The organism is Citrifermentans bremense (assembly GCF_014218275.1).
Classification (GTDB): Bacteria; Desulfobacterota; Desulfuromonadia; order Geobacterales; family Geobacteraceae; genus Geomonas; species Geomonas pelophila.
In genome coordinates, this window is record NZ_AP023213.1 from 2,287,553 (window position 1) to 2,302,705 (window position 15,153).

Sequence of the window (15,153 nt, forward strand, 5' to 3'; positions counted from 1 at the left end):
CCGTTATTATGCGATGTCCACAACAGCCTCACCTATATCGACAGATGTGTTTGAAGCTGCAGCTCTCACATCTATATCCGCAACAAGTTAATTCAACTTAGCAGATCAACCTTTACCCGGAGGCTCCGTACCGAATGCACGCTACCGATCCAGAAGAGGCACTGGTTCCATTATTCGTTAAAGCCAAGGATTTAAAAGGTTTCGAACAAGTGGGTACAGGCATTTTCGTAGATTTCCAATCTCAACCTTTCCTATTTACAGCTGCCCATGTGGCAGACTTTCTCGACTCTCGTGAGCTTTTCATGCCAGCTGACGGTGAAATGCAAGCAATTGATGGCTATGTTGGTTACATCGATTTGCTACCTGGAATGAACCGTTCAGAAGACAACGTCGATATCGCCTACTACCGCTTAAGCACTGACTTTGCTAGACGCGTGTGCGCCAATTTTTACCCGTTACCTCAAGAACGTTGTATGCTGATTCAATCAGCGTTGGATCTAAGGGTTTGTTCTGTTTATGGGTATCCGGTAAGCAAAGCAAAAAGGATGGGAGGGAAATACTATTCTGAGACGGCGACGTTTACCGGTATAGTCGCAAGTAAAGATACTTATAACACCTTGGGACTATCGCCAGATTCGAGCATAATTATTCATTTTGATAAAAAGCGCGCAGTATCGCCAGATGATGGGAAAAAAATAAATCCGGTCAGCCCTAGAGGGATGAGTGGTGGCGGCATTTTTTCGTGGCCTGCTGGATCTGAGCTTTCTCGCAATTGGTCACTGCCTCAGTTAGTTGGGATATTCCATACCTACAAAAGGACAGAAGGCCTCTTGATTGGGACACATCTCCTGCCAGTCGTTGCGGCAACTCATCTCGGAAAAATGAAAAATTTTGGTGGTGTTATATAGATATGGCTCGGAGAGCTTGAGGGAGTGAAGATGATTGACATACCCACAACTGAAGAGTTGGTTGCTTTTGCCGAGCAAGGAACTTTTGTGAGCAAAATGGCCCGGCGCTTTGGGCTCCGAAATCCTGCTCAAATCAAGCAGATTACATTGCAATGCGCTGACTTACATAACAGAGGCACCGTTGACCTTTTCGAAATAGTCGAGAGCTCCTCCTTTCAAAACTTGAGTGACTCGGATTTCTTTACGGCAATGCATTTGCTTTGCGATATTCTGCGAGAGCTGGAAGCAACGCCGGCACAGGTGATGAAGTGCACCGAAGCTTTGGTTGCTCGTGGAGGTAACGATTTGATGGCCAACGAACCCAATCGCGCTTTACGCGATTGGTGCGGCAGAAAACCTGAGCGTGCCAGCGAAATCATTGCCATGGCTCGAGGCGGAGACAGTCTCTCTAGCCGGAATTTGACTTTTGCACTGGAAGCCACCAGCGCCCTGAACACCGCTCGTGAGATAGCTCTTGCATATGACGACACTCGCCGTCTGTCTGCAATAACAGCTCTTGGGCGAATCCCGGATAACGATCCCCCCTCTCGCGCTAAGACGATTGCTGTTTTAAAAACGCTACTGGATACAGGGGGTGATGATACTCTCCGCGCTCACATACTTCATGTTGTAGGATCTGCACTTGTTTCTAAGGTTGAGGATTATCAAACAGATGCAGTTGCGCTTGTGGGTAAATTGGTTGAGGGAGCCGGAGACGCGACCATTCATCAGGCAGCAAACATCCTATCGTCTTATGGTGATGTGCTGCAGCCTGAAGTTCTAGCCTATTTGCTGAAGGCGCTCTTACAGGTCAATACTGAGAACAAAGGAACAGTGTTGCAGCTCGACGTTGGGTTGCAAATTTTGTTGGAAGCGGGACATGACGAAGCAGCTATTTCCTACGTGACGCAGTTATTTTCTAAAAATGAGAAGTTTCAGCTTAAAGAACTACCATCCTTCAGGAGCAGTCTGTTCGCTGGGCCTCCTGAGAGATTAAGCCGCGTTATAGTTCAATGGCTCCTTCGAGGCACACCTGGTCTCCGTGGTGGTTTGGCTGCCGCTATGCAAAGCGCGAAATTGGAAGGTGCCCCAGTGGAGCTTTTCCCACAAGACCTCAGCCTATCTAAGACGGAGCAAATTTTCATCTGCCGGAAGGCAATTGGGTGGCTCTTTTTTAAACCGATCACCGCAGCATCAATCTTGGTTTCTGTCCTAAGGGTGTGTGATGACGAAACTGCGCAGACTCTTCAAAATCTAATGAACGAGACGCTTCTCCTAAACTATGGAGGGGTTCAAAAATACTTGTTAAGCCTCCAGCCTGATGACACGGCAAAGGATCGGGTAGATCAATGCCTTGCAAACCATGATATTTATCTTTCTGCTCTGCAGTCCGTTCCCCAGCTAAAGGAACTTGAACCATCTGAGCACCAACGCCGTATTGAGCAATTGCGGGTGATGGACGAGATGCGGGACGCTCATAAACAGGCTCGGCGCCAGTCTGTGTTCTTAAGTGTCATAAGGCGCTCGGTCCTACTATATGGCGACCATTCCATCAGCTTTATAAAGGATGGCAATGATACGCTTAGGCCGATGGAGATGGACCTGAAGCCGCACGGAATTTCCTTTGAGGTCCCCGGTATGGAGATCGTCGACCCTGTTGGTCTCCAGTACACCCTTCGGATCTTTCGGGCAGAAAGGATGCTGTCATGAAACTTCTCATCCGTGATTACCTTGCATCCCTAAAGGAACGTGAGGAGCTTGATGCCATTCTCCCGGACCTGCTCAGCGAACTCGGATTCACTGTCTACTCGCGACCGCGAAGGGGAACGATTCAGCGCGGCGTAGACATCGCTGCGGTCGGTCAAGACGATGATGGTGAGCGTAAACTCTTCCTCTTCTCAGTGAAACAGGGCGACCTTAACCGGCAGGACTGGGACGGCACCCCACAAGCGATGAGATCCTCACTAAATGAAATCCGCGACGCATACATTCGTAATCGGATCCCGTCAAGGTATAAGGATTTAAAAATTGTCATTTGCTTGGCTTTCGGCGGAGATGTACACGAACAGGTTCGCGAGTCGCTTGCCGGTTACATCGCCGATAATAGCACTGAACGGATCTCTTTTGATGAGTGGAATGGCGACAAAATTGCCGGCCTGATCTTGAAGGGTATTTTGCGTGAAGAGATCCTCCCGAAATCAATGCGTAGCAGCTTCCAGAAAGCGGTCGCTATGGTCGACGAGCCAGACATCTCGTATCAACATTTTGCGCGGCTTGCGGGGGAACTGCACAGGGCTGGAGAGGTATCGCTTAAGGCCCGGGTCCGAGCGGCTCGGCAGCTAAACATCTGTCTTTGGATCTTGTTCGTCTGGGCTCGGGACATCGACAATTTAGAAGCTCCCTATCGTGCAAGTGAACTGGCCATATTGAGCACCTGGGACATTCTGCGCCCAACAATAGGCGGCAAGAGCCGCGATGCGAAGTCACTCAGCCTCGTTGCTCACCAGTTGATCGAGCTACACCTCTCCATCTCTTCAGATTTCCTTACGCGGAAAGTGATACCCTATGCACAGATACGTCACGGTGTTTCTATGGCCATCGGGGCGCAGTCTTCACTTGATGTCAACCTTGCACTCTTCGAGGCTTTGGGGCGACTTAGTTTAGCAGGTCTTTGGATTCAATGGCTTGGGGAACAAGGGGACCAGAAAGCTCGGGGTGATGCACGAACTACCCTACAGCGTTTTACACAGACGGGTCTAGCGCTTATTCGTAACAACCCGACCTTACTTTTGCCGATCTCCGACCGGCAAGGCACAGACATTGCGCTGTTCCTCCTACTCTGGTTATACAGCGGACTCGATGGTGTAGGGGTGACATCCTGGCTACAGGAGATGGCAAATCGTCTTACTTTCACCATCCGCACACGTGGTCGCTACCCCACATGTGCCTCGGACTACCGCGAACTCGTCGAACACCCCCGTAATAATTCAGATGACTATTTCGAGGAAGCCACTGCCGGCAGTACCGTTGTCCCTCTGATTGCAGCTTGGTTACAAGTACTTGGGCAGGAGAGCGCAGTCGACACTTTGAGCACGCTAGTGCGGGAAAACCTTCAGCACTGCACACTGCAGCTATGGATCCCAGACGCCACCTCTGAAACAGCTCTCTTTAAAGGAGACCACAGCAACGGCCGTGCAATTTGCGATCTCCCCTTAGCCGAAGGTGGCCCTCAACTTCTCACCACAATTGCAGAGGCATGTAAGATAGATACTGAATTCAAAAACCTCTCGCCAATCAGGACTGGATTTTGGCCTGTAATGCTAGTTGCGTGTCGCCACCACCAACTACCGGTCCCAGCTGCTTTTTGGATCGAATCACTGATGTCAACGAATTCATAGGTTCAACTCATAACCTGAAGATTAACAGTTGAGTGCCACGATGTCGTGGCACTCAACATTTAACCATTTGGAGGGAATTTGGAGAAGCTTAGAGTCAGCCTCGAAAACTGCTACGGCATCCAGTCTTTAGATTATGAATTCGATTTCACATGGTCAGCATCAAAGTCCAGAGCTTACGCAATTTACGCTCCCAACGGCCTGATGAAGACTTCCTTCTCAAGAACTTTTGAAGCACTCGGCAAAGGAGATGTGCCAAAAGAAGAACGGTACGATAGATTCTCTGTGCATGTGGTTGAGGCTGATGGCTGTGCTATCACAAAAGAGACTATTTATGTTTTAAAATCAGAAATAGATATTAGTTCTGACAGTCCGGCCATTACAAATATCCTTGTCAACCCTAATAAAAAAGCCAGATATGATGAACTACTTGTCGATCTAGACAAACTTAAAAACAAACTTGTTGGCTCCCTACAGAAGTTATCTAAAGTCAAAAAGCCCGATATCGAACAAGCTATTATCCGCGACTGGGACGATGAAAATTTCCCTGCCTGCATTGGAACAATCAAATCAACTGCTATCGATGATGACCTGAGCCCTTATGAATATGCGACTATTTTCGACCCCAAAGCTCTCGAAGTTTTAAAAAGTGAGGAATTCATTTCTAAGGCGAGTGAATTCAACGCACGGTACCAGGAGCTTTTCGATCAGGCGGGAACAATGTACCAAAAGGGTGTCTTCAATCCAACAAGGGCAGAAACATCCTTTACAACATTGGACAGACAAGGCTTCTTTGCAGGCGGCCATCGCGTCCACCTGCGAGGCGATAAAGAATCTATCGATAAAGCCGCGCTGGAAAAGAAACTACAAGAAATTCACGCTCAAATCGATGGCGACGAAGAACTGAAAAAGCTGCGAGCGAGCCTCGCCAAAAATGCCCAAGCCCAGGCATTAGCTGATCTCATAGAAGGTCTCTCCACGAGTCAGGTTGAATTCCTATTGGAAAAACTCCAGCCTGCGAATCAGGCACAGTTTCGAAAAGATCTATGGTCCTACTACATCCACAACAGTAATGATGCAACTACTTACCTAGAATCGTATGCCGTAAGCAAAGCCGAAATCGAACAAATTGAAGCGGATGCTGCACAGGAAGCACCCCGGTGGAAGGTAGCTGTTGATCTTTTCAATAGCCGCTTTGTGGATATGCCCTTTACACTCTCTGTAGCCAATCAGACAAAGGCAGTGCTGGGCAAAGAAAAGGCCAAATTGAAATTTACCTTCAAAGACGGCACCGATACTGTCGAATGGTCACGGTCTGAAATCAAAACCCTCAGCCAAGGGGAAAGACGAGCCCTCTATCTCCTCAATTTCATTTTTGAAGTAGAAGCCCGGAAATTTTCCAACCAAGAGACGCTTTTTATCATTGATGACGTTGCAGATTCATTTGATTATAAGAACAAACATGCGATTATTCAATATTTGGATGATCTTACCAAGATGGAATCTTTTCACCAGATCATATTGACTCACAATTTCGATTTCTTCAGAACACTCGCCAACAACTTTGTCCACCGCAACAGATGCCTTATGGCGAACAGAAATGGTAGTGCCATTTCGCTCGTAAAAGCTGAGGGAATAAAGAATTATTTTATCGGAAAATGGAAAGATAATGTTGTCAACGATGACTGTATCCTTTGCGCCACCATCCCGTTCACTCGTAATCTAATTGAATACACAAAAGGCGAGGCAGATTCTGATTACCTAAAACTCACCAGTCTGTTACATTGGAAAAACGACACAGATGAAATCACCGTTGGGGACTATCTAGATATTTATAATCGACTTTTCGGGTCGAGCTACAACACTGACGATACCCGCCCAGTGAAGACCTTGCTCATTGACAAATCGAATGAAATCTGCGCTCGTACAACCCATGACGGCCTGAATCTGGAAGATAAGGTTCTGCTGTCCATTGCGATACGCCTACAAGCTGAGGTTTTCTTAACAAATGAGCTCCGTCGCATCAAAAGAAATGAAAGCTACTGCTGCCAATCAATGAATCAATTTGGTAGCTTAGTTAAAGAATATATGTCCTTAGCACCGTCAGCACCAACGATGCGTACACTTGAAAAGATAAGCATTACCGTAAGCTCGAACATCCACCTCAATTCGTTTATGTATGAGCCGATTCTTGATCTGACAATTGACCATCTCATCAATCTTTACAATGAAGTCCTCGGCCTAAACTCGGGATCCGCTGATGCCAACTAAGGGGAACCAACTCCGGCCTACACTTGCGGAAAAGTCTTTATGTAGGCCCCCCCCCTTTTTGGGGGCTCTTCCGGGTTTCCCTTGGGTGACCGATAAAGACTTAATCATCCCCCCTTAAGACGGGCATTCTCTGTTACAGAATAGAAGGATAAAATGACTCGAACTATTGAATTTGAGCTAGAGAAATTCCAGACAGTCCCGACGACGCTTATCGACCCTGGGACAGGAGTATTATATCCCACATTGAATGTTGAGCTAAAGAAGCTGTTTCACCACTACTTTTTAGCCAAATATGGCAATTCTTTTGTAGACCCGGGTTTCTACGAATACCAAAACATGATGACAGCGGGGCCCGACTGGAGGTTTCTTAAAGCGGGAATTGGAGCGGACAAAGAGTCCAAAAATAATGCCTCAAATGAACTCGGCAAGGCGTTCGCACGGTGGTTTCATTCTGAGCACCTCGGTATGGTGTATTTTTGCCCATTTGAAGACGTTCTTGACAAAATAAATCCAGATGGCTCCGTGTGGAGAAAAAAGGAGAAAGGCGACCTTCCAGATTATGTATGTGGAACATCCAGCACTGACGTGAACCTCCTCGAGGCGAAGGGACGATATCGGTCAGTTACCTTCAAAACAAAAGAATTCCATCAGTTTCGCGCCCAAATTCAACGCGCACAACTACTAGACGCCGCCAAGAAGCCTCTTCAAGTAAAAGGGTTCATAAGTGTAGCCCGATGGGCGAGTGAAAAAACTCCCCGCGTTAATTCAAAACTGCTTGTGGAAGACCCGGTGACGGACGGCAGACCTCCAAGCCAGGATGGTTATCCATTGCAGGTTGGGCTGGCGATGGTGACAGGGCACTATGCATCAATCTTTGATAAACTTGAGCTTCGTCTTCAAGCTGAGGCGATTCGCCATCATCGGCCCATGCCCAAGTATTCATCAGCAAGCCGTGGGATTTGGGAATGTGTTTCTGGCCCTTTGAGTGGGCATCGCTTTGTTGGAGGTATCGTTTCAACCCCATATATTCCTCCGCAGATACGTTTTATCAATGAATACGATTTCAAGTACGAATGGCATCTTTTTCACCAAACATCCCCATTCATTTTAGAGCGGCCCGCAACCTTTTTTGGTTTGGATGAAAGAATTTTCCGGCAAGTGATCAGGGTAAGTGGCAATAGACTTGATGCTGCTAACGAAATAAAGCCCATCATAGTTCCGGACGAGACAGGATCGCTGAGTCTATTACGGGATGGGAGCATTCTTGGCCCTGTCGATTATTTCAGACCGGTAGACATTTTCCGTCTCTAAGTCATTTTTATAAATTTGTATGATTTCACACGATTTACAGATACTAGATGAGCTATAACCCTGAGGATCCGAAACATGGCTAAATCTCTGCAAATAGCGGTCTGGAAACCTACGCCACTTTCTCGACTACCAAAAGAACAACTTCCGGTTGAAATGTTCCGGAGTTTCAAAAAACAGCTAGGTGAAATCAACTCACACTTATGTATTGTTGATGTGGCTCTCCAAGATTTTGTGCTAGATCATGCTCACTCAGAGGATAGTCGCGCCTTTATTCGCCAGCGCGCCCTCGCACACGGTCATCGACGCTTGGGTACAGACAAGCTTGACCTCGAGTTTGCATTAGGTCTAGCATACACTTCACAGATCGCACTATTGCTAAGTAGATTAGAACAGCTCTGCCATTTTGTCCAAAAACATGGCATGATTAATCCAAAGTTTAAGGAGTTGATGGAAGGCGATTTTCTTAGGCGCACACTCTGGCTTATCGCATCGTCGCGAAAGGGCGAAAAAGTGGCGAGCCCACTTCCAGAAGAGATCGCCATCAGTTACATTACTCCGCTTGATCTGGCAATATTTGATTTTTACCGAAAAATCCGTAATTCTGAGCTCCATGCCGCGAATAACAGAGATCTCACAGAACTTCGATCGAAAATAGACATGGATCGCTGTCGGTCGGAATTAGGGCACGCTCCAACTCCGCAGGGGGATCTCAGTTTTAAGGATGTACTTGTTGTATCAAAGACATGCCAACGAATTGGGCGCAATGTTTGTCGTGCGGTCGCTGATCCTAATCGGGATATAATACCAGAGCTGAAACGAAGATTTGGAAGCCACCCTGTCGAACGAAGACAAAACGCAGCAAGGTCCCTTATAACTCACGCCTATCTTCTTGACGAAGCTGATGTTGGACTGATATTATCGGAGCTCGCTTGGTAAGCATGATGGCAATGCACGCTCTCGCCACACCGGGTTCACTCGGTGTGGCCTCTTCGAAAACAGACAAGCAACGTTTTGTCCGTTTTCGAAGGGCGAGTCGAGGGTTCGAGTCCCTCACCAAGCACCAAGTATTAAGACAATTGAATATATAATCCCTGTCCTACCCCGCTACAAACACCTCTACTGTAGCAAGTTAAACGCCTTGACCATAACGATACATTCGCTTCTATTCTCTCCAGATTGGCGTGCCACTCCGTTAATACTCCTTCTAAAATAAGGACCTCCGGAAGACCATCTTTCAACAAACCACGAAGGAGCCCTCCTACCCTTGAGCTGTAACTACAGGCTTTCAAAGCCTGCCTATTTTTCGTTGCTTTTTTTCTTCCAACATGCTCCCCGTCGCGCATTTGCTTCAACATTTTAGAAGGAAAAGAGCAGTCACGATAAAAATAATCAATGTAATTCCAATTACATACGAATTCTCAGTGTCGCCATTTTATTTCCGCCGAGTCACGCACGTGTACGTCGCCTGATCCGAAACTTTGCTGCAAACCCCGCGGCTCAGCTGAATCTGCAATTGGCGCAGAGCTTTCTGCCGGGATCTGTGCAGATGTCTCGCGGTACGTTGCCGGGCTTGTACGGTACCGCCGTTTCTTTTGGATCCGGGTCCGGCCGTACTGGGCCTGCTTTTTCTCGCAGAGAAACCGAGCAGTGCCCCGTCATCCCATTGAAGTTACGCTCGTGGTGCAGGTAAGCCAGGTCTTTCCAAGGGATATGCGCGGTCGCAGCCGGATCAGGGCGCAGAGAAAGAAAACGATCGTAATCAACCAGGAGCCCCAAGCTCATCAGTTCGTCAACCATCCATTGCAACGTCACCTGTGAGAGCCCGTTTTCCGGGTACCCCCCTCCTACATCGGCATGAGCACCCGAAAAAACCATCTGCTTTATCCTCTTATCCGCATCCCAGAGGGTGGGACTGAAGTCGGCGCGGTACTCGTCCAGCGCGACTGCGTGCGCGGCCAATTCAACCGACCGTGAGAATGCGCGGTCGGTTGAATTGGCCGCGCAAACTCTTCCCCTAAGATGCTACATCAGCAGCGTGCGCCGATTTGCCGGCCACACTTGACATTTAAGGTTGGAGTTTAATAATGTTGCCTGATCCTAAACCTACTCTTCAGTAAAAAAACAAAGGGGGCAAACCATGGAATCCCCGCTGGAAACCAATCTAAAAAATCTAACCGACGGCGATTTTCTTTTGAAACTGAGGTACGTGGCTGGCGCGTTCGATAGCCATCCGGCCTACCAAACTGGGCTCCCAGAATGGATTTACGGAGCCCAGCAACTCCGGGAACACGCTGATCTCATGCATCAAGCAATCGAAGCTGCAACAAAGGACAAGAACAAGGAAGCAGAAATAGCTGTCGCTCGCGAAAAGTGCGCAAAATCCTTACATTACGCAGTCCAGTACGTCGCCATGTTCGCCAACCACAGAAACGACCCCTCGCTCCTGGAAAACCTCGGACTGGAGTTCAAGCACAAGATCTACGCCAAGGAGAAGAAGCTCCCGGAAATGCCGACCAAGTTGGTCGCTAAGAATGAAGAAGGTGCAGGCGACGTACTGGTTATCACTAACAACGGGATCGGGCAAAAAGGGAGTATCGAACTTCAGATAAACGATAAGGATCCTGCAGATGAATCTTCATGGAAGACGTTGGATCACTATTTCAACTGCAGAATGGAAATCAAGGCCCTGGAGCCGATCAGGAAGTACTATTTCAGGGTGAGGTTCAGGAATGCTGTAGGCTACGGGCCTTGGTCGAAGGTTGTAGGGCTGGTAGTCAATTGACAGATTATCCAGGTTATTTTGAAGTTCAGTGTAGCATTAAAACAGATCGCGGTTGCATGACATGCAGCCGCGATTTCCTTTCTTCGGCGCCCTCCCTACTCCCTCCACGGTGAATCCCGAGCAAATCAGCTTTTTCGAGTAAAGGGAATTTCACGGACGTAAAGGTATCAAAATGTCTCCAAAGAATCGAATTTGCTGAGGTAAAGGTATCAGACTTCACTTAAAATTCGAATTTTCCGACAAAAATGTTCCGAACTTCTCTGGAAATTGAAATTTCCGGACGTAAATGTGTCAACTGCTCCCAGCAGATTCGAATTTCCAAACCTAGATGCGTCAACTAGCTCTGGGAATTCGAATTTCCAGGAGGAAATGTGTCAACACTCTTCGAGTATTCGAATTTTCGTACATAAATGTGTCAACTCTCTTCGAGAATTCGAATTTCCAGACGTAGGTGTATCAAATCTCCCAGAAAATTCGCATTTCCAGACGTGACCGTATCAAATATCTCCGAGGATTCGAATTTGTCGGCGCAGCCTCACCCGTTGACAGCGCAAGCATATAAGTAGTCCCCTTTTTTGATAATTTCGAGACATAAATTGACAACGGCAAATGCCAGCTCTATCCATTTACTCATAGAAAAACATTCTCACACTAATACACTGACATAGAATGAAGTAATGATGGATCTAATTGATGCTAGGCATAGTCCACGCCCACTTGAGGCCCTTTCTGTTTGACTAATTCTGTCATCTGCACTATATTTCACCGATGCTGGCATTAATGAATTAAAATATTTAAACAATTGATGACGCTTCCTAGTTCATCAACTGGAGATCTGCTTTTTGAAGACTCACATCCTCCACCTGCCGTCTGCTGACCAGTGCACTACTCTTCTAGCTTCCCATATCCGCAGCCGCCATCCTTTACTCCGATACAACCCATCGTCTGTGCTGTTGGCTTTACCAACTCCCGTGCAGGAAGGCCCTACTACATGAAAAATTATTTTATGCAATTACTCTGTCTTGCCGGCCTTCTGGTCTGCGCAGTCCCCGTGTTAGCCGCCGCCCCAGCAACGAATCAGGACCGGGGAATCGCCGTGGTTAAGAGAGAATCCGCCGGCGGCAAGCGCGTCGCGCTGGTGATTGGCAACGGCGTCTATAAGTTTTCCGACAGCATGCCCGTTCTTGCCAACCCCGCCAACGACGCGGAGGACATCGCGGCGGCGCTGCGCGGTTTCGGTTTCGAGGTCATCGAGAGAGAGAATCAGACCAAGGAGGAGATGGACACGGCCATATACGAGTTCGGGCGCAAGATAGGCGACAGCGAGGCGGCCCTCTTTTACTATGCCGGCCACGGGCTGCAGATAAAAGGTCAAAACTTCCTAGTCCCGGTCGACGCCAAGATCGAATCGGAAGCCCAGGTCCCCTATAAAAGCGTGAACCTGAACCAGCTTCTGGACGAAATGGAGAACGGCAAAAGCCGCGCCAACATCGTCATGCTCGACGCCTGCCGCAACAACCCCCTGACGGGCAAATTCAGATCGGGCGCCACGCGCGGACTGGCCGCCCCGACAAGCGCCCCCAAGGGGACCGTCATCGTGTACGCAACGGACCCCGGTGGCGTGGCGGCGGATGGGGATGGGCGCAACGGGTTGTTCACTGCAGGACTTCTGACCGCCTTCAAAGGCAAGGACCTGAGCCTTGGAGGGGTCTTGACGCGTGCCAGTGAGGAAGTCGAGCAAGGGAGCGAGCGCAGGCAGACCCCCTACATCAACGGCCCCGCCACCTTGCAGAAGAACTTCCATTTTGCCCCTGGCAGTGTAGCGGTTGCCGGGGCCGAGCTGGAATCCGAACCTGTTGAAGCTGCCGAACCGCCCTCCTCCCCCGCCCCGGTGCGCGAGGATGCGGAAACGGTCCTTTGGAACGAGGTGCAAAAAGGAAACACCGCCGAGGATTACGACGCCTATCTTGCTCAATTCCCCAAGGGGAGATATGCGGCATTGGCCAAGAGGCGCATCAAAAACTTCCGCGAGACGACTGCAGCCGAAACACGCGCCAAGCTAAAGAAAGAAGCCGACGAGGCAAGGAGCACCCTTAGTGCCGCAGAAGCGGGGGACGTAGACGCTATGGAGAAGATGACCCGCTATTACGATGCGGGGATCGGTGTAGCGAAGGATCCTGCCAAAGCAGCGAAGTGGCGCGACAAGATAGAAGCCGTTGCCGCACAAAAACAGCTGCAGGCTGCAAACGGTGGCAGTGTCGAAGCTATGCTGCAAATTGCGGCGCGCTATGACGCAGGTCTGGGTGTGGAGAAGAACCCTGCACTGGCACAGACATGGCGAAATAAGGCAGAGGCTGTTAAAAGCGCGAGGCTGACAGAGGAAAACTCCAGAGCAACCGAAGAACGTGCACGCAGGAAGGAGTCCCAAATCAAGAGCGTCGTCATGTTCAAGGACACAAAGGGTTGGTTTGAAGCTGGAGCGAAGGACGGTGCCAGTGGTGTCATTTCAGCGATAGTTCTTTCCCCGCTGTTCGTGCCGTTTTCTTTTTTGGCTGACCTGTCGGCTTTGCCGGGGCAATCGACAGATTTAAACAAGATAAACAGTGAAGCCGCTCTCCGTCCTTCGACTTGGGGCAAACCTGATTCCATGATCGCCCGCGCAACAGAAGGCCGCGCAACCCGCAATGCCCTCACGGTTGCAGCCGCGAGATGAGCCGACTGGCTGTCATCTTCATCGCAGCGCTTTTTTTCGGCTGCGCGCCGACAGCCAAGCAACATGCCGTTGAGTCGCTGCTTGCTGGGGACACCCGGGAGTTGTTGCACACGCTCCGGGAAGGCGCTCCAGCCAACCTGAAAAATACAATCGCCTCAGAACTGGAGGCACGGCGGCTTGCTTTGGCTTCTGCAGCGCCCGATGAAAAAATGCCTCTGGAGCCTAAGGCGGTGCTGGCCGCAATCTTGGAGCAGACCGAGAATCAGTTTTTGTTATCGGATGCAGCGTTCGAAAATCTGCACAAGGCGGCTAGCGGGTCAAGCCACGCAACAAAAAATGCATACGCATCAGCGTTGGCGGGATACCTGACCCAGGAGAATTTTGCCTGCCAGCAACCTCTCTACTCGCGCTATTTTGATGATCGCTATGCCCCAGGACGGGCTGCGCCGGAGTGCCGGGGCCAAATCCCTTTTTCGGTCACCACCCAGTACGAAGGCACCCCGGTTACCTGGGTGGATCCCAGACGCGTCAGCTCCATTCACCTGTTGTTTGCGAGCAAAAGCGACAACATGGCGTCACGGTTCGGCCACATCGCTTTGCGGCTGGTGGTCTGCCCCGATGGGTACACGACAGAGGCCGAATGTGACTCAAACCTGAATGAACACCTGGTACTGGGCTTTCGGGCGCACATAGATGAGTTTTCCCTGAACTCGTTCAAGGCGCTCAGCGGCGAGTACAGGGCATATCTTTTCGCCAATCGTTTTATGGATGTGTACCAGGAATACGCCATTGGCGAATTCAGGGAAATCTACTCGTTGCCTTTGCGCTTGGATGTTGTTGAGCGAGAGGCGGTGGTGCGTGGACTGGCCGACATACACTGGCGCTACGCCGGCAGGTACAGCTTCTTCACGCACAACTGTGCCACGATGACCCAGGATGCGCTACGGGCAACGTGGCCGGCATTTGCCAAGGCCGAAGCGATGGCGGACGACTACGTTCGTCCCGACAGCCTATTCGAGGCGGTAAGGTTGAGCAGTCATCTGGCCGCTAAAGACAAATTGGAGGCGCTGGAGGCCGCCGAGCGCGGAGGATATTTCTTTTCAAGCACCAGGGAGTTTTACGACCGCGCCTTGAACGAAGTCAAAAACGCGATGTCAAACCCAAAGTTCGTCGACCTGGAAAGTTATCTACAGATAGACCCCATCGAACGCCGCCAGGACCGGGCGGCTGACCGTGGTTTTTTGCTGCGACTTGCCGCAGACCGGCATTTAAAAGAGGCACAACTCATGTTGGAAGAGTACGCCATCTTGCGCAGCGAACGGCTCATGCAGATCGAGGGTGCGAAATATTTCGAGCAACAGGATTTTATTGCCAAGGCCGACGACATACGCAGCCGATTAGATGCTGAGCACTTTAGGGTTTTCGAGGATTGCCTGCTTGAGCCGATCAGGCAGCACCAAGCCCCCATGCGAAAAGCCGATGGCATCCCGGACAGGAAGGATCTCCCAGGAATAAACGGTGAGGAGACCGCATGCAGGTCCCCCCTGAACCGGAAACTTCTGCACGAGGCCATTGCCGGCATTGAGAACTCAAAGTCCCAGCAGTGGCAGGTATTGAACGCGATTTCCCAGTACTGTGCCGAGAGTATCGCTAACCTGAAGCTGTTAGATCCAAATTTAAATGCGGCCACCACTGGAGGACAATAGATGCACATAACCAACGCTTTCGTCGCTA

9 protein-coding genes, 1 tRNA gene and 1 pseudogene are annotated in these 15,153 nt (G+C 49.7%); 10 read left to right on the plus strand and 1 reads right to left on the minus strand.

What is annotated here, in order from left to right:
* Positions 1-134: 134 nt before the first annotated feature.
* The 7 genes from GEOBRER4_RS10090 (at position 135) to GEOBRER4_RS10120 (ending at position 8,987) form a co-directional block, all read left to right on the plus strand.
* Entirely contained in the window at positions 135-908 is a 774-nt protein-coding gene (locus GEOBRER4_RS10090; protein WP_185242185.1) for a hypothetical protein, read from the plus strand.
* A gap of 30 nt (positions 909-938) precedes the next feature.
* A complete protein-coding gene (locus tag GEOBRER4_RS10095) occupies positions 939-2,657 on the plus strand; it encodes a hypothetical protein (protein ID WP_185242186.1) in 1,719 nt (572 codons plus the stop codon).
* Positions 2,654-4,345 carry a chemotaxis protein gene (locus GEOBRER4_RS10100; protein ID WP_185242187.1) on the plus strand — a complete coding sequence of 564 codons (1,692 nt, stop codon included), beginning with the start codon at positions 2,654-2,656 and terminating at the stop codon, positions 4,343-4,345. Before GEOBRER4_RS10095 ends, GEOBRER4_RS10100 begins: the two co-directional genes overlap by 4 nt.
* A 78-nt stretch (positions 4,346-4,423) precedes the next feature.
* On the plus strand, positions 4,424-6,613 hold the full coding sequence (locus GEOBRER4_RS10105) for an AAA family ATPase (RefSeq protein WP_185242188.1): 2,190 nt from the start codon (positions 4,424-4,426) through the stop codon (positions 6,611-6,613).
* A gap of 153 nt (positions 6,614-6,766) precedes the next feature.
* Entirely contained in the window at positions 6,767-7,924 is a 1,158-nt protein-coding gene (locus GEOBRER4_RS10110) for a hypothetical protein (RefSeq protein WP_185242189.1), read from the plus strand.
* Between the two features lie 75 nt (positions 7,925-7,999).
* The gene (locus tag GEOBRER4_RS10115; RefSeq protein WP_185242190.1) at positions 8,000-8,860 is read left to right on the plus strand and encodes a hypothetical protein; all 861 of its coding nucleotides are present in this window, start codon (positions 8,000-8,002) and stop codon (positions 8,858-8,860) included.
* Positions 8,852-8,987, plus strand: a tRNA-OTHER gene (locus GEOBRER4_RS10120). Before GEOBRER4_RS10115 ends, GEOBRER4_RS10120 begins: the two co-directional genes overlap by 9 nt.
* 434 nt (positions 8,988-9,421) lie before the next feature.
* Here the strand turns inward: GEOBRER4_RS10120 and GEOBRER4_RS10125 are convergent.
* Positions 9,422-9,904 (minus strand): annotated as a pseudogene (locus GEOBRER4_RS10125) (phospholipase effector Tle1 domain-containing protein); the annotation flags it as partial.
* 157 nt (positions 9,905-10,061) lie between these two features.
* Between GEOBRER4_RS10125 and GEOBRER4_RS10130 the strand changes: the two are divergent.
* The 3 genes from GEOBRER4_RS10130 (at position 10,062) to GEOBRER4_RS10140 (ending at position 15,125) form a co-directional block, all read left to right on the plus strand.
* The gene (locus tag GEOBRER4_RS10130) at positions 10,062-10,706 is read left to right on the plus strand and encodes a fibronectin type III domain-containing protein (RefSeq protein WP_185242192.1); all 645 of its coding nucleotides are present in this window, start codon (positions 10,062-10,064) and stop codon (positions 10,704-10,706) included.
* Between the two features lie 991 nt (positions 10,707-11,697).
* Complete coding sequence (locus tag GEOBRER4_RS10135; protein ID WP_185242193.1) at positions 11,698-13,419, plus strand: caspase family protein; 1,722 nt, start codon at positions 11,698-11,700, stop codon at positions 13,417-13,419.
* On the plus strand, positions 13,416-15,125 hold the full coding sequence (locus GEOBRER4_RS10140; protein WP_185242194.1) for a lipoprotein N-acyltransferase Lnb domain-containing protein: 1,710 nt from the start codon (positions 13,416-13,418) through the stop codon (positions 15,123-15,125). The genes GEOBRER4_RS10135 and GEOBRER4_RS10140 overlap by 4 nt, the downstream gene beginning before the upstream one ends.
* Positions 15,126-15,153: the final 28 nt, after the last annotated feature.